Raw genomic sequence first — 23,018 nt, 5'->3', positions numbered from 1 at the left:
TGTAGTGAGCGGGCTTGTCCCGCGCTGGGGGGCGAAGCCGCCCTAATGAGGACGCCGCAGTGTTTCAGAGAGACCGAGGTGCCTGGGTTTAGGGCGGCTTCGCCCCCCAGCGCGGGGCAAGCCCGCTCACTACAGTCCAGCTGTCGTAGTTTAACCGCTGGCATTAGTTTAGAAAAATCTGAACTAAGTATTTGCCCCTGCCGATTCTTTCGTATCGGTGTATTTCGCAGAATCGGCCCCTAATAAACAAAACAACGATGAGGCACTCCCGTGGACAAGATTTTCCACCAACCACTGGGCGGCAACGAAATGCCGCGCTTTGCCGGCATCGCCACCATGATGCGTCTTCCCCACCTGCAAACGGCCAAGGGCCTGGATGCCGCCTTTATCGGCGTGCCGCTGGACATCGGCACCTCGCTGCGCGCCGGTACCCGATTCGGGCCGCGTGAAATCCGCGCCGAATCCGTCATGATCCGCCCCTACAACATGGCCACCGGCGCCGCACCGTTCGACTCGCTGTCGGTCGCGGACATTGGTGACGTGGCGATCAACACCTTCAACCTGCTGGACGCCGTGCGCATCATCGAAGAGGCCTACGACGAAATCCTCGAGCACAACGTAGTCCCGATGACATTGGGCGGCGACCACACCATCACCCTGCCGATCCTGCGGGCGATCCACAAGAAACACGGCAAGGTCGGGCTGGTGCACATCGATGCCCACGCCGATGTGAACGACCATATGTTCGGCGAGAAAATCGCCCACGGCACCACCTTCCGCCGCGCGGTTGAAGAGGGCTTGCTGGACTGCGACCGTGTGGTGCAGATCGGCCTGCGCGCCCAAGGCTACACCGCCGAAGACTTCAACTGGAGCCGCAAGCAGGGCTTCCGTGTGGTCCAGGCCGAAGAATGCTGGCACCACTCCCTCGCGCCGTTGATGGCCGAGGTGCGTGAGAAAGTCGGCGGCGGCCCGGTGTACCTGAGCTTTGATATCGATGGCATCGACCCGGCTTGGGCGCCGGGCACCGGTACGCCGGAAATCGGCGGGCTGACCACCATCCAGGCGATTGAGATCATCCGCGGCTGCCAGGGCCTCGACCTGATTGGTTGCGACCTGGTCGAAGTTTCGCCGCCCTACGACACCACCGGCAACACTTCGCTGCTGGGCGCCAACCTGCTGTACGAAATGCTCTGCGTACTGCCTGGCGTGGCCCATCGCTGATGAGCACCCACGAAGTGCTGCAAGCCGCCGCCGACCTGGTCGCGGCCTTTGCGCGCAATGACCGCGCCGCCTACTTCGGCGCGTTCACCGCCGATGCGAGCTTTGTGTTCTACACCCTCCCCCAGCCACTGCTGAGTCGCGATGCCTACCAGGCGTTGTGGGACAGCTGGCGCCGGGACGAGGGGTTCGAGGTGCTGTCCTGCACCTCAAGCAACGCCGTGGTCAGCCTGCAGGGTGACGTGGCGATTTTCATGCATGACGTGGCCACCGAGCTGCGCATGAACGGGGAGCAATTTTTTAGCCAGGAACGCGAGACCATCGTCTTCACACGGCAAGGGTCTGGCACACAACAAAAACAAGGCCTGTGGCTGGCCTGTCACGAACATTTGTCCGCTATGCCGGAAGGGCTGCCGCCCCCTTAGCCAATGTGATCGGAGCTGATCATGAATAATAAAAACAACGATAAAAGTATTCGAAAGATAGAAACCAACGGGGTCGAGCAGATCCCGGACCACGAACGTACCGCCGGCCCCAAGGATCTGTTCCGACTGATCTTCGGCGGTGCCAACACCTTTGCCACCGCCGTGCTGGGCTCCTTCCCGGTGTTGTTCGGCTTGTCGTTCCAGGCCGGCGTCTGGGCGATTGTGCTGGGCGTGCTGGTGGGTGCGCTGATCCTGGCGCCCATGGGCCTGTTCGGGCCGATCAACGGCACCAACAACGCGGTGTCTTCCGGTGCGCACTTTGGTGTGCACGGGCGGATTGTCGGCTCGTTTCTCTCACTGCTGACGGCGATTGCCTTCTTCTCACTGTCGGTGTGGAGTTCGGGCGATGCGTTGGTGGGGGGTGCGAAACGTCTGATCGGCCTGCCGGAAACCGACTTGACCCTGGGCCTGGCCTACGGCGTGTTCGCCATTCTCGTACTGACGGTGTGCATCTACGGCTTTCGCTTCATGCTGTGGGTCAACCGCATTGCGGTGTGGGCGGCGAGCCTGTTGTTCCTGTTGGGCATCTTTGCCTTCGCGCCGGCGTTCGACAGCCACTTCGCGGGCACTGTAGCCATGGGCCAGACGGGCTTCTGGGCCGCCTTCATCGGCGCCGCGCTGGTGGCCATGAGCAACCCGATTTCCTTCGGTGCGTTCCTGGGTGACTGGTCGCGCTACATCCCGCGTGAGACGCCGAAAATGCGCATCATGCTGGCAGTGGTGCTGGCGCAAATCGCGACGTTAATCCCTTTCCTGTTTGGCCTGGCCACCGCGACCATCGTCGCGATCAAGGCGCCGGACTACATCACGGCGAATAACTATGTCGGCGGGTTGCTGGCGGTAGCGCCGACCTGGTTCTTCCTGCCGGTGTGCCTGATCGCGGTGATCGGTGGCATGTCCACCGGCACCACGTCGCTGTATGGCACCGGGCTGGACATGTCCAGCGTGTTCCCGCGCCTGTTGTCACGGGTGAAAGCCACGCTGCTGATCGGGGTGATGTCGATTGCCTTCATCTTTATCGGACGTTTCGCCGCCAACCTGGTGCAAAGCGTGTCGACGTTCGCGGTACTGATCATCACCTGCACCACGCCGTGGATGGTGATGATGATCATCGGCCTGATCGTGCGTCGCGGCTTCTACTGCCCGGATGACCTGCAGGTGTTTACCCGCGGTGAGACCGGCGGGCGCTACTGGTTCAGCCATGGCTGGAACTGGCGCGGGTTGGGGGCGTGGATTCCGAGTGCATTGGTGGGCCTGTGTTTCGTCAATTTGCCGGGGCAGTTTGTGGGACCGCTGGGCAATTTGGCCGATGGCATTGATATCAGCTTGCCGGTGACGCTGGGGTTGGCGTCGGTGGTGTACCTGACCTTGCTGCGGGTGTTTCCGGAACCGGCGGCTGTCTACGGGCCGACCGTTGTGGCGAGGGAGCTTGCTCCCGTTCGACCGCGAAGCTGGAGCCGGCTTTTTTGGGGCCGCTTCGCAGCCCAGCGGGAGCAAGCTCCCTCGCCACAACAAGCGCCCTCGCCACAGCAAGCACGCTCACCACAATAAAAAATAATTGGAGAACCGCCGTCATGGCTTTGGATTTATTCGTCGTACTCATCTACGCCGCCGGCATGCTCGTGCTCGGCTATTACGGCATGCGCCGCGCCAAGACCCACGAAGACTACTTGGTGGCCGGACGCAACCTGGGCCCGTCGCTCTACATGGGCACCATGGCCGCCACGGTATTGGGCGGTGCCTCTACCGTCGGCACCGTGCGCCTGGGCTACGTGCATGGCATCTCCGGCTTCTGGCTGTGTGCCGCGCTGGGCATGGGCATCATTGCGCTCAATCTGTTCCTGGCCAAGCCGCTGTTGAAGCTGAAGATCTTCACCGTGACCCAGGTCCTCGAAAAACGCTACAACCCCATGGCCCGCCAGGCCAGTGCGGTGATCATGCTGGCCTACGCGCTGATGATCGGCGTGACCTCGATCCTGGCCATCGGCACCGTGCTGCAAGTGCTGTTCGGCCTGCCGTTCTGGATCTCGGTGCTGCTCGGCGGTGGTGTGGTGGTGGTGTACTCGACCATCGGCGGCATGTGGTCGCTGACCCTCACCGATATCGTGCAGTTTGTGATCAAGACCGTCGGCCTGATGTTTATCCTGCTGCCGATCTGCCTGTACCGCGTCGGCGGCTGGGATGAGCTGGTGGCCAAGCTGCCCGCGTCGAGCTTCAGCTTCACCGCGATCGGCTGGGACACGATCATCACCTACTTCATGATCTACTTCTTCGGCATCCTGATCGGCCAGGATATCTGGCAGCGCGTGTTCACCGCCCGTGACGAAAAGGTCGCCAAGTACGCAGGCACTTTCGCCGGTTTCTACTGCATCCTCTACGGCCTGGCCTGTGCGTTGATCGGCATGGCGGCACACGTGCTGATCCCAGACCTGGATAACGTCAACAACGCGTTTGCCGCTATCGTGAAAGCCTCGCTGCCAGACGGCATTCGTGGCCTGGTGATTGCCGCCGCCCTCGCAGCGATGATGTCCACCGCCAGTGCCGGCCTGCTCGCCGCCTCCACCGTGCTGACTGAAGACCTGTTGCCGCGTTTGCGTGGCGGCAAACAGTCGAGCCTGGCCGTCAACCGCCTGTTTACGATGCTGACCGGCATCGCCGTGCTGGGGATTGCGCTGGTGGTGAGCGATGTGATCAGCGCACTGACGCTGGCCTACAACCTGCTGGTGGGCGGTATGTTGATCCCACTGATTGGCGCGATCTTCTGGAAACGCGCGACCACGGCGGGGGCGATCACCTCCATGACCCTGGGATTCGTGACCGCGCTGGTGTTTATGCTCAAGGATGGGTTGGACGCGAACACGCCGATCTACTACAGCCTGGCCATTGGGCTGGTGAGTTTTGTGCTGGTGAGCGTGTTGTCACGCCGGCCAGAGGGTGTGGCGACCCGCGCCGTTTGATCAACAACAAACGTTAAAGCGGTTTCTTCAGCGGGGGCGACGTCGGATGTCGCACCCGTTTTTTATTCGTCGCCATTGCGCCGCGCCTTCAAACAAATCACCGCAATCCTTGCAGCCAAAATACTGCTCGGTCGCCGGGCACTCAATTTCCCCGGTAGCCCCCGCCCTCACCCGCCAGACGCAGGCCTTTTGCTGATATTTCAGCGTGCCTTCAAGGTAACAAGGGGCCCAGTCAAACTCATCGTGCAGCGTGCGACCATCAATAAGCGCGGCGCGTTTGAAAAAGGACGCTATCTGCCGCTCATCCAGCGCAACGTCACTGGGTCGGCAGCGTTCGGGCTCTTCGGAGTGAAAGCCAGAGATGCGCCCGATAGTACAGCGCCCGCACGGTTCGGCCGCGTGAGCGCTTCAGGGCTTACCTGCGACGTGGGCGACGCTGCTCATCATCGGTGCGAATCGGCACGGGTTGCAACGGTGGCTCGATCAAGCCCAGTGCAACACCCAGATCATGGAGCCAGTTTTGAATTTTCTCTTTCATGGTTGCCCCCTTTGAGGGTAATGCTGGTAGGCGCAAGTTCTTTCGCCTTTTCCTACATTGATAGTAGCCCTAAGTCCTACGTATTGCTTGAACGAAAACACAACGAACTATTACTGAATTGATCCAAATCCTGACGGATCGCTCAAGCAATCGCGCGTGCGTCGTGCAGCGCCTCGGCCCTGTCGGCTTGCTGCAGGTCGATCCATGCGTTGAGGTTAGCGCCGAGCATACCCTTTCGCCACATCAGCCAGGTGGTCGCAGTGGCAAAAGGCCCTGTCAACGGATGAACGGACACACTGTCCTTGCCTGGCAGGCTGTCGAGCATGGACTCGGACATCAACGCCACCCCGGACCCGGCGATCACACAGGCGAGCATGCCTTGGTAGGACTCGATCTCAATCGCCCGCCCCATGGCCACGTGCTCGTGGGAAAACCAGGTTTCCAGCCGCGCGCGGTAGGCGCAACTGCGGCGGAAGGTGAACACCGACCGGCCCGCCACATCTTGCGGCCCGCGTACCGGCGGGTGATCGGCCTCGCAGATCAGCACCAGACGCTCCTCACACAGGGGAACACCGTCCAGGGACGCGATGGTGATAGGACCGTCCACAAAGGCAGCATCGAGGCGACCGGTAATCAAGCCTTCGAGCAGCTCGCCGCTCGGCGCCGATTGCACCTGTAGGTTCACCGTCGGGTAAGCCTTGTGGTAACGCGCCAGCAGCTTCGGTAAATGAACGGCGCCCGTGCTGTACATGCTGCCTAATACAAAGTCGCCAGCCGGTTGCCCACCCTGCACGGCGCTGTGGGCTTCGTCGTGCAGGGCCAGCAGACGGGCGCTGTAGTCCAGCAACACTTTGCCCGCCGGAGAAAGCTGCAGGCGTTGGCGCTCGCGCACGAACAGCTCCACACCGAGCTGTTCCTCCATCTGCTTGAGCCGGGTCGACAGGTTTGACGGCACGCGATGCAGGCGCTCGGCGGCACGGGTAATGGAGCCCTCTTCCGCCACCGCCTGGAAAATGCGCAATTGACTGAACTCCATACCTTTCTCCAAAACTGAACAAGTTGCTCACTATTATTCAATTTTACAGAAAGTCAATGCGCTTTAGCCTGAGGGTACTCGCTTATCCGCAGGAAACCTGACCATGTCCCCCTTGATTCGCTTACTTGCCAGTGGTGTCGCCTTGATGATGGCGATGGGCATCGGCCGCTTCGCCCTCACCCCACAAATGCCGCACCTGCTCAGCGAGGGGCAGATCGACCTGACCGGCGCTGGCCTGATCGCCGCCGCCAACTACCTGGGCTACTTTGTCGGGGCGGTGGATTCGATCTTTGCGCGCAGCCATCAGCATGTGCGTGGGCGCTTGTACGGCGGGTTGTGGCTGTGTGTGCTGCTGACCCTGGCGTCGTATTGGGCTCATGGCTTCTGGCCGCATCTGTTGCTGCGCTTTGGTACCGGTGTCGCGAGTGCCTGGGCATTGGTGATGATCACCAGCCTGAGCCAGCCGCTGGCGATTGCCGCCGGGCGTCCGCGCGTGGGCGCATTGGTATTCGCCGGGCCCGGACTGGGGATCCTGCTGACCGGGTTGCTGGCGTTGGGCTCCAACTTGCTGGGGCAAAGCTCGGCAACCTTGTGGTGGGTGTACGGCACGGTGGCGCTGGTGATGTTGTTGGCGATTCTGCCGTTCCTGCCCACGCCTTCTGCCGCCAGTGCCTCGGTTACCAGCCCTACGGACGCGGACAGCAACGGCAGCATTGCGCATTTGTGCTGGATCTATGTGTTGTTCGGCCTTGGCTACATCATCCCGGCGACGTTCCTGTCGCAGATGGCCACTGCGCAGTTCAAGGGCGCCTGGCAGGCCGATCTGTTCTGGCCGTGCTTTGGCCTGGCAGCCGCGATGGGCGTCGGGGTGGCGACCCTGCGCGGCAAGGATCCGCACACGACTCGCCGCTGGCTGATGACCACCCTATGGCTGCAAGCGGCCGGCGTGTTTGCCTGCTTGCTGGGCAATGGCTGGGGCCTGGCATTGGGGGTGTTGCTGTGCGGGGGGCCGTTCCTGGCGTGCATGCAACTCGTGATGGCACGTTTGCGGGACGTCGCGCCCCACGGCTACCAGCGCAGCACCGGGCTGCTGACCGCAAGCTTTGCCATCGGCCAATTGAGCGGCCCGTTGTTGGCATCGGTGAGCAACCACCTGAGCGGCGGCCTGCAACCGGCGCTGGTAGTCGCCGGTGCAGGCTTGCTGATGGCGGGTTCGGTGTTGGTCAGCCGGCAACCAAAGGCGCAGGTGCGCGCACCCGTTCACGCCGTGCCAGCACCAGGAAAAACAGCCCACCCAGGAAGCATCCGGTAAACCAGGCGAAGTTGGCCATACCTTGCAACGCTGGGGTGAAGGTGATCGCAACGCCCGACAGCGTCGCGGGCACCAACGCTTTGACCGCTGTCCAGTTCACGCCACCGTCGAAGTAATAGCGCCCGCTGGGGCTGTCATCAAACAGCGCATCCACATCGATCTTCTGCTGTTTGATCAGGTAGAAATCCACCAACAGGATCCCGAACAGCGGTCCGATAAAGGCCGCGAGGATATCCAGGGTGTAGTGGATCATCAGCGGGTTATTGAACAGGTTCCACGGTGTAATGAAGATCGATGCCACGGCAGCGATCATCCCGCCTGCGCGCCAGCTGATTTTGCTGGGGGCGACGTTGGCGAAGTCAAACGCCGGGGAGACGAAGTTGGCGACGATATTGATGCCAATGGTCGCAGTGACAAACGCAAAGGCGCCGAGCAATACCGCCACGTTGTTATCGATGCGCGAAACCGTGGCGATCGGGTCGTGGAGCATTTCACCAAACACCGGTAAGGTGCCCGAGACGATCACGACGGTGACCAGGGAAAACGCCAGGAAATTCACCGGCAGCCCCCAGAAATTGCCGCGTCGCACGTCTTTCATACTGCGGCAGTAGCGGCTGAAGTCACCGAAATTCAGGGTCGGCCCAGAGAAATACGACACCACCAGCGCCGTCGCCACGATCACTTGGCCAAACGCCTGCCATCCCGACAGCGACTTCTCCGCCAAGGTAAAGCTGATGTTCGACCAACCGGCCTTCCACACGATCCAGCCGGCCAGGGCAAACATCACCGCATACACCACCGGCCCCGCCCAATCGATAAAACGGCGGATGGACTCCATGCCCGCCCAGAACACCGCCGCTTGCAACAGCCACAGGCTGAGGAAACCAAACCAACCAAGATAGGAAAGCCCAGCGAAATGCGGCTCTGCGTACACGGCCATCTGTGGGAAGAAACGCAGCACCACGATGATCAAGGCACTCGACGCCAAATACGTCTGAATCCCGTACCAGGCCACCGCGATCAAGCCGCGAATCACCGCAGGAATATTCGCGCCGAACACCCCAAACGCCAACCGACAAATGACGGGGTAAGGCACTGCGGCTTGCTGGCTCGGCTTGGCCACTAGATTAGCGATCAATTGCACAATGCAGATACCGGCGAGCAAGGCGATCAACACCTGCCAACTGGCCAGCCCCAAGGCAAACAGGCTGGCGGCAAACACATAACCGCCGACGCTGTGCACGTCACTCATCCAGAAGGCGAAGATGTTGTACCAGTTCCACTTTTGCGGCAGTGGCCCAAGGTCCTGGTTATACAGGCGCGGGCTGTAGCCTTTGGGCAATTGTTCGGTCATCGCTGGGCTCCTCGAAATACCAGCCTGCACATGCGTCGCGGTGTGCATACGGAAGGCGGCATGGTTTGTATACGAGAGAGTCAGCAGAATACGTGCCAATTGAACGCAATCCCTCTGGCACGGCGCTCCAAAGGGATTGATATGGGTATAGACATGGGACGATGCTCAGCAACGGTGCACCGAAATCCTGTACACAATCAGCGGTGCACTCGATGTGCACACCATTGACCCACCGTGCAGCACGCGGCAGTCAGGAAGGTGCCCCAGGCCATGTCCATGATCGCTAACTGGGCTGACCAGCCCTGCAGCGTGGCCCAGTTACTCAGGTCGTAGGTGCCATAAGCGACCAGCCCAAGCAATGCCCCCCTGCGCGCTGCGCGCTGCCAACTGGCACTGGGCAGAACCACGAATACCACGCAACCGAACACATAGAGGAGGTAGAAGAGCAGAGCCGGCAATAGGCGGGGCTGGTCCAGCATCAGCGGGCCCAGCAGGGATTTGTAGGTTGGCCCCATGAGCACGCCGAGCCAAAGGCCGTCGAGGACCAGGAAAGCCAGCAACGTGCCGAGGTAGGCGAAAGATGTTTTCTTCGTCATTGATGCACCTCTGTAAGCGCCAACGGGCGCCTACAGAAGAGCAAAGCGTACTCAGCTTAGTTCAATGCGATCCGCGTGAATCACAATCTGGCCCTGCTTATACAGCGCACCAATAGCTTTCTTGAAGTTACCCTTGCTCACGCCGAACAAGTTGCTGATCACCGCCGGATCGCTCTTGTCGCTGACCGGCAAGGTGCCGTTGTTTTCACGCAACTTGGCAAGAATCTTCGAGTTCAGGCTCGAGGCTGCTTCCTGGCCAACCGGTTGCAGGCTCAGGCTGATATTGCCATCCGCACGGATCTCCTTGATAAAGCCTTTTTCTTCCTTGCCCGGGCGCAGGAACTTGAACACTTCATTCTTGTGGATCAGGCCCCAATGCTTGTTGTTGATGATCGCCTTGAAGCCCATGTCGGTGGCTTCGGCCACCAGCAGGTCGACCTCCTGGCCCACCTGGTAATTGGCAGGCGTCTTGTCCAGGTAGCGGTCCAGGCGTGCGGTGGCCGTGATGCGCTTGGTGTGTTTGTCGAGATAAACGTGCACCACGCAGTATTCGCCAGCGGTCATCTGACGCTTTTCTTCCGAATACGGCAGCAACAGATCCTTGGGCAAGCCCCAGTCGAGAAACACGCCTATGCTGTTGACTTCCACCACTTTCAAACTGGCGAATTCGCCCACTTGGACTTTGGGCTTTTCGGTCGTGGCGATAAGTTTGTCATCGCTGTCCAGATAAATGAAAACGTTTAGCCAGTCTTCATCTTCACTGGGAATATCTTTGGGGATATACCGATTAGGCAAGAGGATTTCGCCATCTTGCGCACCGTCCAGGTACAAACCAAAGTTAGTGTGTTTAACCACTTGCAAGCTGTTGTAGCGCCCGACTAAAGCCATTTCCAAATACCCTCATTGCGTGGGCGGCATTCTACCCGAGTTGCGCTCGTCACGCGCGCGCGCCTGAAAAATCACGGCCTGGCGTGGCCTTGCGATGGCATCGCCCCGCTCGTCCGATCAATCCGGTTGATTTTCCTCAGGCAACCCACCGCAGCCAGCACCAGGGTTTCGAATTAAAACAGTAAGTTAGGGGTTCATTTCAAAGATGAAACTTGGCTGTTTTCAGCCGCTGCACTTATTCTTCGAGGATATTTACCAAGCAATTGTCAAGTATTTCCTGTACGATGCCTGGCCAAGTTAATTTTCTACAGGTTAGTGGCCGCCATGCGTGTAAAAGCATCCAACAGCAAAGCAAAGCCAGCTCCCGCCGTTGAAACCAGCGAATCGATCAACAGCCAGATTGCTGCTTTCCTCAAGTCCGGCGGCGAAATCCAGCAAATTGCCAAGGGCGTCAGCGGCCAGACTTTCGGCCCATCCAAGCAGATCAGCCTGGGTAAAAAGTAACACCGCGCAACACCACTGGTCCCTAAGCGTCTTGCCTTCAAGGCGCTAGGACTAGAGCCCGAAATACCCTCGCTGCCTATTTTCCATTAGCGCTAATCGACGAACGGGCCTCACCTCCCGACATTCGCCGGTATCCTTGCACACGTCTAGCACGGGCATCTGCCCGATTCCTTCGTCACTGCTCCTCGCTTTTCATGGAGTGAAGCATGCTCAAACCGTGCATTTTTCTGGTCAGCGCCCTTGTCGCGTGCCCCCTTGCCCAAGCGCAAATATTCCAGCGTGAACTGGGCGACTTCGACCTGAAATTGGGCACCACCCCCAGCCGCAGCATGGCCCAGGGCCTGGTCAAGCCGACGTCTCCCGGCAGCGACTCGTTCCACGGCGGGCTGGACCTGAGTCATGACAGCGGCCTGTATTTCGGTCAGTTCTCACCGAACATGGGCCTGTCCTCGGCCAGCACCCTTGAAGTCGATTCCTACATGGGCTTCAAACACCCTTTCGACCAGACCCTGGGCTATGAAGTCGGCTTGATCCACTACAGCTACCCCAAGCTCAGCCCGCTCGACAGCCAGGAGTTCTACGGCGGCCTGAACCTGCTGGGTAATCGCTTCGGTGCCTCCTTCAGCAACGATCCGGATCGCCAGGACAGCACACTGTTCGCCGACCTGGGTGGCACCCAGCCTTTCGGTATTGGCGTCAGCATGAAATACACCACGCATCAGTTGGGCACGCCGGTCTCGGTGGACGGCGGCTCCATTCGCAGCTTCAGCGACTGGTCGGTGCAATTCTCCCGAGAATGGATGGGCGTTGACCTTAACCTCATCTACAGCGACTCCAGCCTCAGCGGCGGGGACTGCTCGGCCTATTCCGGACACAATTCGCAATGCGATGGTCTGTTGACGCTGAAGGCGGCGCGGTCGTTTTATTAATCGGCTGAACTGTCGCCCCCCGCGCAGGCTCACATGTGATAACCCACATTGCGAAGGACCCGCCCATGCTGCGTCGGCTCAAATTACTCGTCGTACTGCTGACCCTGAGCCTGGTGCTCGCCGGCTGCAATCGCGTAGGCCTGGCCTATCGCAACCTGGACGTGATCATTCCCTGGACCCTCAACGACTACCTGGACATGAACGCCGGGCAGAAGAGCTGGTTCAACGACAAGCTCAAGGAGCACCTGGCTTGGCATTGCACCACACAACTGCCGGGCTACCTGGACTGGCTGGACCGCCTGCAGCAGATGGTCGACGACAACCAGGTTACCGACGCGGCCTTGCAGACGCGCACCGTAGAGGCCAAGGAGGCCATCGCCGAGGTCGCCCGCGAGGTCACACCGTCAGCCATCGGGTTGTTGCAGGGGCTGGACGATCAACAGGTCAAAGAGATGAACGACGCGTTGGCCAAGGACCTGCGCAAGCGCCAGGACGAGTACCTCAAGCCACCGCTGGCCAAGCAGATCCAAGAACGCGCCGAGCGCATGAATAAACGCCTGGATGCGTGGATGGGGCCGCTGAGCGATAGCCAGAAAAACCGCGTCACGGCCTGGTCTATCAGCCTGGGTGAGCAAAACCAGCAATGGATCGGTAACCGCGCGCATTGGCAGGCGCAATTTATCGACGCCGTGAAGCAACGCCAGAGCGCCGACTTCCCGCAGAAAATGCAGCAACTGCTGGTGGACCGGGAAAGCCTGTGGACGCCGGAGTACCGCGTCGCCTACGCCGAGACGGAAGCGGCGGCACGCAGCCTGATCGTCGACCTGATGGCGCAAAGCAGCGTGCAACAGCGCCTGAAACTGACGCAAAAAATCGACGGCGTACGCAGCGACTTCAAGGCACTGAAATGCCTCAAGGGCAGCGCAAGCTAATGTGAGAGGGGCTGGCCCCCGCCCACATTAGATGAGCACAGTGGCCGATCAGGCAATCTGAGCCTTGGAAGCCACCTCGGCAAAGGTCGCCGGATCCAGCGCGTCCGCCTGCTCATCCAGCACCTGACGCGGGTGATCATTGCCGGGAATCGAACTGTCGATCAGCGCCAACAGTTGTGCGCCCAACGGAGTGAGGATGAAATTCTCGCCATTTCCGCCCTCTTCCTCAGGGCGCGACTCAATAAAGCCACGCTTGAACAGCAGCGCTTCATAATCTGCCGCCGTCTTCTTCAGCGCATCCAGGTTGCCGGTGGACTCGCCCGCCGTGGCCTTTTCGGCCGCTTCCTGCTCGGCGTATTTGCGCGGGGCGAAGCTGCCCTCGCCGTTCTGCACTTCATGCAGCAGACGTTCGATCAGATCCCAGTTGTAAGTCGTCATCCTGATTCCTCCTGCAGGCTGGTGGAAAGTAGCCCGTCAAGGTTGTGACAGGCCGCGTCACTGGCCGTTCAGCCGAATAGACGGACGTCATTTCTCTGAACTTTCCAGACGTTCGCGGCCTCAACAGCACATAACCGCCAAGGAGGTCTGCCCATGAAAACCCTGATGAACCTGGCCATCGTCGCCACGCTAACCGCCGCCCTGCCCGCTTGGGCCTGCACGCCCGACGAAGCCACGGCCAAGCGCGAGCAACTGGCGCAGGAAGTGGCCAAGCTGACCGAACAGAACCCGACCAAGGCCAAGGAGATGAACGACGAGCTGCAGAAGATGGACCTGGATACCGAAAGCGCTGAGTTCCCCGATAAATGCCAGTTGATCGACGCCCGCCTCAAGGAGCTCAAGGAAGCAGCGGCCAAAGCCAAAAGCTGATGGCATAAAAAAACCGGACAAACGTCCGGTTTTTTCATATCACTCAAGCCTTATTCAGCAGCCGGCGCTTCCGGCTTGCGGCGCTTGAGTGGCGCCATGCCATCCTTGCTGACGAGCGACAGGTTGTCGGTCTTCGGCCGGTTGGCAATCTTGCGTTTGGTCGGCGACTTGGCGCCGGCCTTTTTCTTGTCGCCCTTGGCGTCGGTCTTTTTCTTTTTCACGCCAACGGCCTTGCCCGATGCCTTGACCTTCTTCGGCCCGGTGTAGGTGCCTTTGACTTCCTTGATGGTGCGACGCTCGAACGACTGCTTGAGGTAGCGCTCGATGCTCGACATCAGGTTCCAGTCGCCATGGCAGATCAGCGAGATCGCCAGGCCATCATTGCCGGCACGCCCGGTACGGCCGATGCGGTGCACATATTCGTCGCCACTGCGTGGCATATCGAAGTTGATCACCAGGTCCAGGCCGTCCACGTCCAGGCCGCGCGCGGCAACGTCGGTGGCCACGAGGATCTTCACACCGCCGGCCTTGAGGCGGTCGATGGCCAGCTTGCGGTCCTTCTGGTCTTTCTCGCCGTGCAGCACGAACGCCTTGTATTCCTGGGCAACCAGGCGGCCGTAGATACGGTCGGCGGCAGCGCGGGTATTGGTGAACACGATGGCTTTCTGATAGGTCTCGTTGGCCAACAGCCAGTTGAGGATCTGCTCTTTGTGCACATTGTGATCAGCCGTGACGATCTGCTGGCGCGTGGTCGCGTTGAGGTCGCTGACGTTGTTGACCTGCAGGTGCTCAGGGTTGTTCAGCACCTTGGCGACCATCTCGCGCAGGGTGGAACCGCCGGTGGTGGCGGAGAACAGCATGGTCTGCTGGCGATTGATGCACTCGGCCACCAGGCGCTGCACGTCATCGGCAAACCCCATGTCGAGCATGCGGTCGGCTTCGTCGAGCACCAGCACTTCGACTTCCTTGAGGTCGAGGTTGCCGGCGTTGAGCTGCTCGATCATGCGGCCTGGGGTGCCGATCAGGATGTCCGGCACCTTGCGCAGCATGGCGGCCTGCACCTTGAAGTCTTCACCGCCGGTGATCAGGCCGGACTTGATGAAGGTGAACTGCGAGAAACGCTCCACTTCCTTCAAGGTCTGCTGGGCCAGCTCGCGGGTCGGCAGCAGGATCAGGGTCTTGATGCTGACGCGGACTTTGGCCGGGCCGATCAGGCGATTCAAAATCGGCAGGACGAAAGCGGCGGTCTTGCCACTCCCGGTTTGAGCCGTCACCCGCAGGTCACGCCCTTCGAGCGCGAGCGGGATGGCCGCTGCTTGCACCGGCGTAGGCTCGACAAATTTAAGCTCGGCCACGGCTTTGAGCAGGCGTTCGTGCAGGGCGAATTGGGAAAACACGGGTGCTACCTCGAAGAAATACAAAAAATCAGCTGCATAGGGTACCGGTTTCGGCCGTCCAAACCGAGTTTCTTTACGCGAACGGTGTCATTCAGGCGCTTTTTTGTCAGGGCATTTGTCCATGACATCAACTTTGTTGCACTTAAATGCTCTAATCGCCCCGTCTTGTCCCATAGAAGAATCGGTTTCACCCATGGATATCAAACAGCTCTGGCTCAACGTCCAAGACCTCTGGGGCGCCCTCGATGAACACCCGCTGCTGCATGCCAGCCTCGGTTTTGTGGTGTTGTTGGTGGTGGCTCTATTGCTTGGACGAGTGGCACGTTACCTCATCCTCCACGCCATCAAACTGCTCGGCCGGCAACCGGCCCTGCATTGGCTCAATGACCTGCGGCACAACAAAGTCTTCCATCGCCTGGCACAGATGACGCCCTCGCTGGTGATCCAATTCGGCCTGTACCTGGTGCCGGACCTGAGCAAGACCGCCATCCTGTTTATCGGCAACGTGGCCTTGGCGCTGACCATCCTGTTCCTGGTACTGGCCATGAGCGCCCTGCTCAGCGCCCTGCTGGACATCTACGCCCGCACCGAACACGCCCGCACCCGCTCGATCAAGGGCTACGTGCAGTTGGCGAAGATGGTGCTGTTCGTGTTTGGCGCAATCATCATCGTCGCCACCCTGATCGACCGTTCGCCGCTGTTGCTGCTGTCGGGTCTTGGCGCCATGTCAGCGGTGATCCTGTTGGTGTACAAGGACACGCTGCTGTCGTTCGTCGCCAGCGTGCAGTTGACCAGCAACGACATGCTGCGGGTCGGCGACTGGATCGAGATGCCCCAGGTCGGCGCCGACGGCGATGTCGTGGACATCACCCTGCACACGGTCAAGGTGCAGAATTTCGACAAGACCATCGTCTCCATCCCTACCTGGCGCCTGATGTCCGAGTCGTTCAAGAACTGGCGCGGCATGCAGGCCTCCGGCGGACGGCGCATCAAGCGCAGCCTGTTTATCGACGCCAGCGGCGTGCGCTTCCTGCGCGACGACGAAGAACTGCGCATGACCCAGGTGCACCTGCTCACCGACTACATCGGGCGCAAGCAGGCTGAGCTCAAGGCCTGGAACGAAGCCCAGGGCCACAGCGCACAGCTGTCGGCCAACCGCCGCCGCATGACCAACCTCGGCACCTTTCGCGCCTACGCCCTGGCCTACCTGAAAAGCCATCCGGACATCCAGCCGAACATGACCTGCATGGTGCGCCAGATGCAGACCACCGCCCAGGGCGTGCCGCTGGAAATCTACTGCTTTACCCGCACCACGGCGTGGGCGGATTACGAGCGGATCCAGGGGGATATTTTTGATTACCTGCTCGCGGTGTTGCCGGAATTTGGCTTGAGTTTGTATCAGCAGCCGAGTGGGAATGACTTGCGCGCGGCGGTGTTGCCGGCGGTGTTGGGGGCCAGTCATTTGCCGGCCCCTGAAAGTCGCGCTGGCTAAACCACGGAGCGGTTGGGCGCCTTCACGCCCAACCGACTGATCCACACCGCCGCCAGAATCACCAACCCACCCAATGCCAGTCGCCCCAACGGCTCGTGCTGGTTCCAGATCAGCAGGTTCAGCAGCAACCCCACCGGCACATGCAGGTTGTTCATCACCGCCAGGGTGCCGCCCTGCACCAGGCAAGCCCCCTTGTTCCACCAGTACATGCCCAGCGCAGTGCTGACCAACCCGAGGAACACCAACACACCCCATTGCAGCGGCGCTTCAGGCAGGAAGTTGGCTTTGCCGAACAGCAGGAATGCCGGCAATACCACCAGCAACGCGCCCAGGTAGAAATAACCGAAGCGTCGGTAGTGCGGCAGGTCGCTCGGGTGACGCGCCACCAAGTGTTTGTACATCACTTGCCCGGCGGCATAGGTGAAGTTGGCCAGTTGCAGCAGCAGGAAGCCTCCGAGGAAGTGCGGGGTGATCTGGTCGAAACGGATCACCGCCGCGCCCGCCACCGCGACCAGCGCGGCGATCAGCGCCCAAGGGTTGAAGCGCCGGTTCAGGGCGTCTTCGATCAGGGTCACGTGCAACGGCGTGAGGATGGTGAACAGCAACACCTCCGGCACCGTGAGCACGCGAAAGCTCAGGTACAGGCACACGTAGGTCACGCCAAACTGCAGCGCGCCGATCACCAGCATGCCCCGCATGAACGCCGGTTCTACCGAGCGCCAGCGGGTCAGTGGGATAAACACCAGACCGGCCAGCAACACACGCACCAGCACCGCGAAGTAACTGTCGACGTGACCGGCGAGGTATTCGCCGATCAAGCTGAAGGAAAATGCCTGAATCAGGGTGACAACCAGTAAGTAGCCCATGCGCGCCTCATTTCGAATGGGCGGGACATTAAAGGTTTTCGGCGAGTGAAGAAACTCGGGGTAAAAAAAACCCGACCTCGCTAAAGCGTCAGTCGGGCGGTAGCACTCAGGAGCAAAAGTGCAAAGGGAGGTTCGTTACGCGTACTTGAAGGGTTTGCGTGGAGCGATATAAACACTGCGCGATTATGTGGCGATTAAAGGATCAAGCGACCTGTGCCAGCAGCGCCTTGGCGTGGTTGATGCCCTTCTCCTGGAAGTCCCCGCTCAAGTTCACCCCTTCGGCGTGAATGAACGTGACATCGTGAATCCCGATAAACGCCATGACCTGACGCAGGTAGGGTTCCTGGTGATCAGAGCTGGCACCGGTATGGATGCCGCCGCGAGCGGTGAGCACGACGGCACGCTTGCCGGTCAGCAGCCCCTGAGGGCCGGTGGCGGTGTACTTGAAGGTCACGCCGGCCCGCAACACATGGTCCAGCCAGGCTTTGAGGGTGCTGGGGATGGCGAAGTTGTACATCGGCGCGGCCATTACCAGCACGTCGGTGGCCAGCAGTTCGTCGGTCAATTCGTTGGAGCGATCCAGGGACGCCTGTTCGTGGCCATTGCGCTGATCCGCCGGCTTCATCCAGCCGCCGAGCAGGTTGGCGTCCAAGTGCGGCACCGGGTTGAGGGCCACGTCACGCACGGTGATCTGATCCGCCGGGTGGGCGGCCTGCCATTGGCTGATGAACTGCTGGGTCAGTTGGCGAGAGATCGAATCCTGCTGGCGGGCACTGCTTTCGATGATCAGAACATTGGACATGGCGTTGTAGGCTCCATCTGTAATTGCTGTAAGTCGATGGAGTGAAGATTAAACAGAGCCAATTCGATTAAAAAGCGCAAAAAACTGCTATAACCCATCTATAAATTTGTTTATAGGCGGAGTGCGCCGTGGGCATGCTCCGCTGCAGCGTTACTTGGGTGCGCAGGTCAGTGCAATGCGCATCTTGATAATGGCGCGGTTGAACTTGACCGTGGTGTTGGTGCTTTTGCCTGCCGGCACCGTGACCGTTCTGCGACGCGGCGCTTCCGGGCCGTTGGTGAAGATTACCGAGCAGACGGCGTCCTGGGTGCCGTAGTTATTGAGTTGGATCGAACTGATATCGCCGTCCACATCGGAGGCGGTGTAATCGATGCTCACGCCGTCGATCTTTTTAGTCACGTCGATGGGGTAGGCAAACGCGCTCATCGGCAGCAGCGCCAGCAACACACAACAGAATTTTCTCATTCGGCAGTCTCCAATAAGGACCGCCAGCTTAGGACAAGAGGAACCCATCTTGAAAGCGCCCCGCGTTACCCTCGATCAATGGCGCACGCTGCAAGCCGTGGTCGACCATGGTGGCTTCGCCCAGGCGGCCGAAGCGCTGCACCGTTCGCAATCCTCGGTGAGCTACACCGTGGCCCGCATGCAAGACCAGCTCGGCGTGCCGCTGCTGCGCATCGATGGGCGCAAGGCGGTCCTCACCGACGCCGGTGAAGTGCTGCTGCGCCGCTCCCGGCAATTGGTAAAAAACGCCAGCCAACTGGAAGACCTCGCCCACCATATGGAGCAGGGCTGGGAAGCCGAAGTACGCTTGGTGGTGGACGCGGCGTATCCGAACGCACGCCTCGTGCGCGCGCTCACCGCGTTCATGCCGCAAAGCCGTGGTTGCCGGGTGCGCCTGCGTGAAGAGGTGTTGTCGGGCGTTGAGGAGTTGTTGATCGAGGGCGTCGCCGACCTGGCGATCTGCGGCTTCAGCATCCCCGGTTACCTGGGCACGGAAATGAGCGACGTAGAGTTTGTCGCCGTGGCCCATCCCGAACATGCCTTGCACCGCATGCACCGCGAACTGAGCTTCCAGGACCTGGAAAGCCAGATGCAGGTGGTGATCCGCGACTCCGGCCGCCAGCAACCGCGCGACGTCGGCTGGCTCGGCGCCGAACAGCGCTGGACCGTCGGCAGCCTGGCCACCGCCGCCGCCTTTGTGGGCAGCGGCCTGGGCTTCGCCTGGTTGCCTCGGCACATGATCGAACGCGAACTCGCCGAGGGCGTGCTCAAGCAGCTACCCTTGGAACAGGGCGGCAGCCGCCACCCCACGTTCTACCTGTATTCCAACAAGGACAAACCCTTGGGGCCGGCGACGCAGATCCTCGTGGAACTGCTGCGCACCTTTGACACCGCCCCGCTGGACGCGCCTTTCGCCGCGCCCCGGCAGGCCTGAAACGGAGTTCACCGATGGCCTGGTTCGACCACGAAGGCTGCAGCCTGCACTACGAGGAATACGGCCACGGCACGCCGCTGATCCTGATCCACGGCCTGGGTTCCAGCAGCCAGGATTGGGAGTTGCAGGTTCCGGTGCTGGCCAGGCATTACCGCCTGATCGTGGTGGATGTGCGTGGCCACGGGCGCTCGGATAAGCCGCGCGAACGCTACAGCATCCAAGGGTTCACCGACGACGTGCTCGCCCTTATCGAGCACCTGCACCTGCCGCCGGCGCATGTGGTGGGCTTGTCGATGGGCGGCATGATCGCCTTCCAATTGGCGGTGGACGAGCCTGCGCTCGTTAGAAGCCTGTGCATCGTCAATAGCGCGCCCGAGGTCAAGGTGCGCAGTGCCGACGACTATTGGCAGTGGGCCAAACGCTGGACCCTCGCGCGGGTGCTCAGCCTGGCCACCATCGGCAATGCGCTGGGTGAACGGCTATTCCCCAAACCGCACCAGGCCGACCTGCGCCGCAAGATGGCCGAGCGCTGGGCAAAAAACGACAAACGTGCTTATCTCGCCAGCTTCGATGCGATTGTGGGCTGGGGCGTGCAGGAACGACTTTCGAGGATAACCTGTCCAACCCTGGTCATCAGCGCCGACCACGACTACACCCCCGTGGCGCAGAAAGAAAACTATGTAAAACTGCTGCCCGATGCGCGACTGGTGGTGATCGAAGATTCCCGCCATGCCACGCCCTTGGATCAACCCGAAGTCTTTAACGCAACCCTGCTCGATTTTCTAAAGACAGTCGAAACCACTACCCAGGATCACTGACCCATGCTGAAAAAAATCGCCTTCTTTGCCGGTTCTGTTTTGTTCGCTGCTAACCTGATGGCGGCCCAGCCGGCCAAGGCGCCCCACGTATTGATCACTACCACCAACGGTGACATCGAGATCGAACTGGACCCGGTCAAGGCGCCGATCAGCACCAAGAACTTCCTGGCCTATGTCGATAAAGGCTTCTACACCAACACGATTTTCCACCGCGTGATCCCAGGCTTCATGGTCCAGGGCGGCGGTTTCACCCAGGCAATGACACAAAAACCCACTGATGCACCGATCAAGAACGAAGCCAACAACGGCCTGCATAACGTACGTGGCACCCTGTCCATGGCGCGTACCAGTGACCCGGATTCGGCCACCAGCCAGTTCTTCATCAACGTGGCCGACAATGCCTTCCTCGACCCAGGCCGTGATCGCGGTTACGCGGTATTCGCCAAAGTGGTCAAGGGCATGGACGTCGTTGATGTGATCGTCAACTCGCAGACCACCACCAAGCAGGGCATGCAGAACGTGCCAATCGATCCTGTGTACATCAAGTCGGCCAAGCGCATCGACTGAGATAACAGGTAGTTCCGCGCGCAGCCCACAAGGCCGCGCGCGCATTTGAACAGGAGAGCCCGCGCGGCGGGCGTCAACCCTAATGCTCTATCGTCGTTTTGAACAACTGATCGATATTTTCCGCGATGCCCCTGGCGCCGCTCCTCCCGATAAAGTCCTGCCCTTCTATCTCTTCTACCTGCGCCAAGTGTGGCCGTGCTTCGCCGCGTTGCTGGTGGTGGGCCTGGTCGGCGCCCTGATCGAAGTGGCGCTGTTCAGCTACCTCAGCCGCATCATCGACCTGGCCCAGGGCACGCCACCGGCGAACTTCTTCCAGATCCACAGCACTGAGCTGATCTGGATGGCCGTGGTCGCCCTGCTCCTGCGTCCGATTTTCAACGGCCTGCATGACTTGCTGGTGCACCAGACCATCAACCCTGGCATGACCAGCCTGATCCGCTGGCAGAACCACAGCTACGTGCTCAAGCAGAGCCTGAACTTCTTCCAGAACGATTTCGCCGGGCGTATTGCCCAACGCATCATGCAAACCGGTAACTCGTTGCGTGACTCGGCGGTAGCGACGGCGGAAGCCATCTGGCACGTGTCGATCTACGCGATCACCTCCCTGGTGTTGTTTGCAGAAGCCGACTGGCGGCTGATGATCCCGTTGATCACGTGGATCGTTGGTTACTGCCTGGCCTTGCGTTACTTCGTGCCGCGGGTCAAGGAACGTTCGGTGATCTCCTCCGAAGCACGCTCCAAACTCATGGGGCGTATCGTCGACGGCTACACCAACATCACCACCTTGAAACTGTTCGCCCATACGCAGAATGAGCAGGAGTACGCCAAGGAAGCGATCATCGAGCAGACCGAAAAGACCCAATTGGCCGCACGCGTGCTCACCAGCATGGATGCGGTGATCACGGTCCTGAACGGCCTGCTGATCGTCACCACCACCGGCCTTGCGTTGTGGCTGTGGACCCAGTCGCTGATTTCCGTGGGAGCCATCGCCCTGGCCACAGGGTTGGTGATTCGCATCGTCAACATGTCCGGCTGGATCATGTGGGTGGTCAACGGAATTTTCGAAAACATCGGCATCGTGCAGGACGGTCTGAAAACCATCGCCCAGCCGCTGGCCGTGATCGACCGCGACAACGCCCCGCGCCTGAGCGTCCCCCATGGCGAAGTGCGCTTTGAGCAGGTGGATTTCCACTACGGCAAGAAGAGCGGGATCATTGGCGGCCTCAACCTTGAGATCAAGGCCGGTGAAAAAATCGGCCTGATCGGCCCGTCCGGTGCGGGCAAGTCGACCCTGGTCAACCTGCTGCTGCGTCTCTATGACCTGCAAGGCGGGCGCATCCTGATCGACGGCCAGAACATTGCCGAGGTCGCCCAGGAAACCCTGCGCGAGCAAATCGGCATGATCACCCAGGACACCTCGCTGCTGCACCGCTCGATCCGCGACAACTTGCTATACGGCAAGCCGGATGCAACCGATGAAGAGCTCTGGGCGGCGGTGCACAAGGCGCGCGCCGATGAGTTCATTCCGCTGCTGTCGGACGCCGAAGGCCGTACCGGGATGGACGCACACGTGGGCGAGCGCGGGGTAAAACTCTCCGGCGGGCAGCGTCAACGCATTGCCATCGCCCGCGTGCTGCTCAAGGACGCGCCGATCCTGATCATGGACGAAGCCACCTCGGCGCTGGACTCGGAAGTGGAATCGGCGATCCAGGAAAGCCTGGAGACCCTGATGCAGGGTAAGACAGTGATCGCGATTGCGCACCGCTTGTCGACCATTGCACGGATGGACCGCCTGGTGGTGCTGGAGAAAGGCCAGATTGCCGAGAGCGGCAGCCACGCCGAATTGCTGGAACACGGCGGGTTGTATGCGCGGTTATGGCAGCACCAGACCGGGGGGTTTGTCGGCATCGACTGATGCCACGGCTTTCTAAATGGGGGAGCAGGCTACTGTGGTGAGCAGGCTTACTGTGGTGAGCGGGCCTGCTGTGGTGAGCGGGCTTGCCCCGCGCTGGGCTGCGCAGC

24 protein-coding genes are annotated in these 23,018 nt (G+C 60.4%); 14 read left to right on the top strand and 10 right to left on the bottom strand.

Annotated elements, in window-relative coordinates:
• Window positions 1–270 precede the first annotated feature (270 nt).
• From speB to AO064_RS05765, 4 genes are read left to right on the top strand one after another with little or no spacing between them, the layout of a single operon-like run.
• Entirely contained in the window at window positions 271–1,221 is a 951-nt protein-coding gene (gene speB, locus AO064_RS05780) for an agmatinase (protein ID WP_015885257.1), read from the top strand.
• The gene (locus AO064_RS05775; protein WP_046036004.1) at window positions 1,221–1,643 is read left to right on the top strand and encodes a YybH family protein; all 423 of its coding nucleotides are present in this window, start codon (window positions 1,221–1,223) and stop codon (window positions 1,641–1,643) included. Before speB ends, AO064_RS05775 begins: the two co-directional genes overlap by 1 nt.
• A 21-nt stretch (window positions 1,644–1,664) precedes the next feature.
• A complete protein-coding gene (locus tag AO064_RS05770; RefSeq protein ID WP_064052700.1) occupies window positions 1,665–3,254 on the top strand; it encodes a purine-cytosine permease family protein in 1,590 nt (529 codons plus the stop codon).
• Between the two features lie 23 nt (window positions 3,255–3,277).
• Window positions 3,278–4,660 carry a sodium:solute symporter family protein gene (locus AO064_RS05765; protein WP_064052699.1) on the top strand — a complete coding sequence of 461 codons (1,383 nt, stop codon included), beginning with the start codon at window positions 3,278–3,280 and terminating at the stop codon, window positions 4,658–4,660.
• A 415-nt stretch (window positions 4,661–5,075) separates the two neighbouring features.
• Here AO064_RS05765 and AO064_RS31460 read toward each other — a convergent pair whose 3' ends face one another.
• The gene (locus AO064_RS31460) at window positions 5,076–5,198 is read right to left on the bottom strand and encodes a PA1414 family protein (RefSeq protein WP_003193089.1); all 123 of its coding nucleotides are present in this window, start codon (window positions 5,196–5,198) and stop codon (window positions 5,076–5,078) included.
• A 142-nt stretch (window positions 5,199–5,340) separates the two neighbouring features.
• A complete protein-coding gene (ptrR, locus tag AO064_RS05760) occupies window positions 5,341–6,234 on the bottom strand; it encodes a putrescine utilization regulator PtrR (protein ID WP_064052698.1) in 894 nt (297 codons plus the stop codon).
• Window positions 6,235–6,337: 103 nt separating this feature from the next.
• On the opposite strand from ptrR, the gene AO064_RS05755 reads away from it, so the two are divergent.
• Window positions 6,338–7,546 carry an MFS transporter gene (locus tag AO064_RS05755; protein WP_064052697.1) on the top strand — a complete coding sequence of 403 codons (1,209 nt, stop codon included), beginning with the start codon at window positions 6,338–6,340 and terminating at the stop codon, window positions 7,544–7,546.
• Here AO064_RS05755 and AO064_RS05750 read toward each other — a convergent pair.
• The 3 genes from AO064_RS05750 to AO064_RS05740 all read right to left on the bottom strand — a co-directional run bounded on the left by AO064_RS05750 (window position 7,458) and on the right by AO064_RS05740 (window position 10,384).
• Window positions 7,458–8,900, bottom strand: coding sequence for an NCS1 family nucleobase:cation symporter-1 (locus AO064_RS05750; protein WP_064052696.1), 1,443 nt, complete (start codon window positions 8,898–8,900; stop codon window positions 7,458–7,460). The two genes, AO064_RS05755 and AO064_RS05750, sit on opposite strands and share 89 nt — an antisense overlap.
• Window positions 8,901–9,097: 197 nt before the next feature.
• Window positions 9,098–9,496 (bottom strand): DUF2177 family protein, encoded by a 399-nt coding sequence (locus AO064_RS05745; protein ID WP_064052695.1) that lies wholly within the window; start codon window positions 9,494–9,496, stop codon window positions 9,098–9,100.
• 51 nt (window positions 9,497–9,547) lie between these two features.
• Entirely contained in the window at window positions 9,548–10,384 is an 837-nt protein-coding gene (locus tag AO064_RS05740; RefSeq protein ID WP_015885267.1) for a CvfB family protein, read from the bottom strand.
• Window positions 10,385–10,708: 324 nt separating this feature from the next.
• Here AO064_RS05740 and AO064_RS05735 point away from each other — a divergent pair, with 324 nt between their 5' ends.
• From AO064_RS05735 to AO064_RS05725, 3 genes are all read left to right on the top strand, one after another.
• Window positions 10,709–10,888 carry a hypothetical protein gene (locus AO064_RS05735; RefSeq protein ID WP_003193095.1) on the top strand — a complete coding sequence of 60 codons (180 nt, stop codon included), beginning with the start codon at window positions 10,709–10,711 and terminating at the stop codon, window positions 10,886–10,888.
• Between the two features lie 206 nt (window positions 10,889–11,094).
• Entirely contained in the window at window positions 11,095–11,817 is a 723-nt protein-coding gene (locus AO064_RS05730) for a TorF family putative porin (protein ID WP_015885268.1), read from the top strand.
• Window positions 11,818–11,882: 65 nt separating this feature from the next.
• Window positions 11,883–12,749: a DUF6279 family lipoprotein gene (locus tag AO064_RS05725; protein ID WP_064052694.1), complete on the top strand. Its 867-nt coding sequence runs from the start codon at window positions 11,883–11,885 to the stop codon at window positions 12,747–12,749.
• 48 nt (window positions 12,750–12,797) lie between these two features.
• On the opposite strand, the gene AO064_RS05720 is transcribed toward AO064_RS05725, so the two are convergent.
• On the bottom strand, window positions 12,798–13,187 hold the full coding sequence (locus tag AO064_RS05720) for a hypothetical protein (protein WP_015885270.1): 390 nt from the start codon (window positions 13,185–13,187) through the stop codon (window positions 12,798–12,800).
• A 153-nt stretch (window positions 13,188–13,340) separates the two neighbouring features.
• Here AO064_RS05720 and AO064_RS05715 point away from each other — a divergent pair, with 153 nt between their 5' ends.
• Window positions 13,341–13,616 carry a hypothetical protein gene (locus tag AO064_RS05715; RefSeq protein WP_064052693.1) on the top strand — a complete coding sequence of 92 codons (276 nt, stop codon included), beginning with the start codon at window positions 13,341–13,343 and terminating at the stop codon, window positions 13,614–13,616.
• A 50-nt stretch (window positions 13,617–13,666) separates the two neighbouring features.
• On the opposite strand, the gene AO064_RS05710 is transcribed toward AO064_RS05715, so the two are convergent.
• The gene (locus AO064_RS05710; RefSeq protein ID WP_043205730.1) at window positions 13,667–15,013 is read right to left on the bottom strand and encodes a DEAD/DEAH box helicase; all 1,347 of its coding nucleotides are present in this window, start codon (window positions 15,011–15,013) and stop codon (window positions 13,667–13,669) included.
• A gap of 193 nt (window positions 15,014–15,206) precedes the next feature.
• On the opposite strand from AO064_RS05710, the gene AO064_RS05705 reads away from it, so the two are divergent.
• Window positions 15,207–16,505 (top strand): mechanosensitive ion channel family protein, encoded by a 1,299-nt coding sequence (locus tag AO064_RS05705; protein WP_064052692.1) that lies wholly within the window; start codon window positions 15,207–15,209, stop codon window positions 16,503–16,505.
• On the opposite strand, the gene AO064_RS05700 is transcribed toward AO064_RS05705, so the two are convergent.
• The 3 genes from AO064_RS05700 to AO064_RS05690 all read right to left on the bottom strand — a co-directional run bounded on the left by AO064_RS05700 (window position 16,502) and on the right by AO064_RS05690 (window position 18,638).
• A complete protein-coding gene (locus tag AO064_RS05700) occupies window positions 16,502–17,371 on the bottom strand; it encodes a carboxylate/amino acid/amine transporter (RefSeq protein WP_064052691.1) in 870 nt (289 codons plus the stop codon). The two genes, AO064_RS05705 and AO064_RS05700, sit on opposite strands and share 4 nt — an antisense overlap.
• Before the next feature lie 202 nt (window positions 17,372–17,573).
• A complete protein-coding gene (locus AO064_RS05695) occupies window positions 17,574–18,173 on the bottom strand; it encodes an FMN-dependent NADH-azoreductase (RefSeq protein WP_064052690.1) in 600 nt (199 codons plus the stop codon).
• Window positions 18,174–18,323: 150 nt separating this feature from the next.
• Window positions 18,324–18,638, bottom strand: coding sequence for a 3-phosphoglycerate kinase (locus AO064_RS05690; RefSeq protein WP_043205731.1), 315 nt, complete (start codon window positions 18,636–18,638; stop codon window positions 18,324–18,326).
• Window positions 18,639–18,687: 49 nt separating this feature from the next.
• Here AO064_RS05690 and AO064_RS05685 point away from each other — a divergent pair, with 49 nt between their 5' ends.
• From AO064_RS05685 to AO064_RS05670, 4 genes are all read left to right on the top strand, one after another.
• Window positions 18,688–19,611, top strand: coding sequence for a PA3225 family LysR-type transcriptional regulator (locus AO064_RS05685; protein ID WP_015885277.1), 924 nt, complete (start codon window positions 18,688–18,690; stop codon window positions 19,609–19,611).
• Window positions 19,612–19,625: 14 nt separating this feature from the next.
• A complete protein-coding gene (locus tag AO064_RS05680; RefSeq protein ID WP_064052689.1) occupies window positions 19,626–20,429 on the top strand; it encodes an alpha/beta fold hydrolase in 804 nt (267 codons plus the stop codon).
• A 3-nt stretch (window positions 20,430–20,432) separates the two neighbouring features.
• Entirely contained in the window at window positions 20,433–20,996 is a 564-nt protein-coding gene (locus AO064_RS05675) for a peptidylprolyl isomerase A (RefSeq protein WP_015885279.1), read from the top strand.
• A gap of 82 nt (window positions 20,997–21,078) precedes the next feature.
• Window positions 21,079–22,911 carry an ABC transporter ATP-binding protein gene (locus AO064_RS05670; RefSeq protein ID WP_064052688.1) on the top strand — a complete coding sequence of 611 codons (1,833 nt, stop codon included), beginning with the start codon at window positions 21,079–21,081 and terminating at the stop codon, window positions 22,909–22,911.
• Window positions 22,912–23,018 lie beyond the last annotated feature (107 nt).

Source organism: Pseudomonas marginalis, assembly GCF_001645105.1.
Lineage (GTDB): Bacteria > Pseudomonadota > Gammaproteobacteria > Pseudomonadales > Pseudomonadaceae > Aquipseudomonas > Aquipseudomonas petroselini.
This window is presented reverse-complemented; position numbering and strand designations above follow the sequence as displayed.

Bases quoted from the DNA above. Each gene is read 5' to 3' on its own strand.
- AO064_RS05715 (WP_064052693.1), top strand. From the start codon at position 13,341: ATGAAAACCCTGATGAACCTGGCCATCGTCGCCACGCTAACCGCCGCC.
- AO064_RS05730 (WP_015885268.1), top strand. From the start codon at position 11,095: ATGCTCAAACCGTGCATTTTTCTGGTCAGCGCCCTTGTCGCGTGCCCC.
- AO064_RS05680 (WP_064052689.1), top strand. From the start codon at position 19,626: ATGGCCTGGTTCGACCACGAAGGCTGCAGCCTGCACTACGAGGAATAC.
- AO064_RS05700 (WP_064052691.1), bottom strand. From the start codon at position 17,371: ATGGGCTACTTACTGGTTGTCACCCTGATTCAGGCATTTTCCTTCAGC.
- AO064_RS05735 (WP_003193095.1), top strand. From the start codon at position 10,709: ATGCGTGTAAAAGCATCCAACAGCAAAGCAAAGCCAGCTCCCGCCGTT.
- AO064_RS05755 (WP_064052697.1), top strand. From the start codon at position 6,338: ATGTCCCCCTTGATTCGCTTACTTGCCAGTGGTGTCGCCTTGATGATG.
- AO064_RS05675 (WP_015885279.1), top strand. From the start codon at position 20,433: ATGCTGAAAAAAATCGCCTTCTTTGCCGGTTCTGTTTTGTTCGCTGCT.
- ptrR (WP_064052698.1), bottom strand. From the start codon at position 6,234: ATGGAGTTCAGTCAATTGCGCATTTTCCAGGCGGTGGCGGAAGAGGGC.
- AO064_RS05775 (WP_046036004.1), top strand. From the start codon at position 1,221: ATGAGCACCCACGAAGTGCTGCAAGCCGCCGCCGACCTGGTCGCGGCC.
- AO064_RS05720 (WP_015885270.1), bottom strand. From the start codon at position 13,187: ATGACGACTTACAACTGGGATCTGATCGAACGTCTGCTGCATGAAGTG.
- AO064_RS05745 (WP_064052695.1), bottom strand. From the start codon at position 9,496: ATGACGAAGAAAACATCTTTCGCCTACCTCGGCACGTTGCTGGCTTTC.
- AO064_RS05770 (WP_064052700.1), top strand. From the start codon at position 1,665: ATGAATAATAAAAACAACGATAAAAGTATTCGAAAGATAGAAACCAAC.
- AO064_RS05740 (WP_015885267.1), bottom strand. From the start codon at position 10,384: ATGGCTTTAGTCGGGCGCTACAACAGCTTGCAAGTGGTTAAACACACT.
- AO064_RS05705 (WP_064052692.1), top strand. From the start codon at position 15,207: ATGGATATCAAACAGCTCTGGCTCAACGTCCAAGACCTCTGGGGCGCC.
- AO064_RS05765 (WP_064052699.1), top strand. From the start codon at position 3,278: ATGGCTTTGGATTTATTCGTCGTACTCATCTACGCCGCCGGCATGCTC.
- AO064_RS05690 (WP_043205731.1), bottom strand. From the start codon at position 18,638: ATGAGAAAATTCTGTTGTGTGTTGCTGGCGCTGCTGCCGATGAGCGCG.
- AO064_RS31460 (WP_003193089.1), bottom strand. From the start codon at position 5,198: ATGAAAGAGAAAATTCAAAACTGGCTCCATGATCTGGGTGTTGCACTG.
- AO064_RS05750 (WP_064052696.1), bottom strand. From the start codon at position 8,900: ATGACCGAACAATTGCCCAAAGGCTACAGCCCGCGCCTGTATAACCAG.
- AO064_RS05695 (WP_064052690.1), bottom strand. From the start codon at position 18,173: ATGTCCAATGTTCTGATCATCGAAAGCAGTGCCCGCCAGCAGGATTCG.
- AO064_RS05670 (WP_064052688.1), top strand. From the start codon at position 21,079: ATGCTCTATCGTCGTTTTGAACAACTGATCGATATTTTCCGCGATGCC.
- AO064_RS05725 (WP_064052694.1), top strand. From the start codon at position 11,883: ATGCTGCGTCGGCTCAAATTACTCGTCGTACTGCTGACCCTGAGCCTG.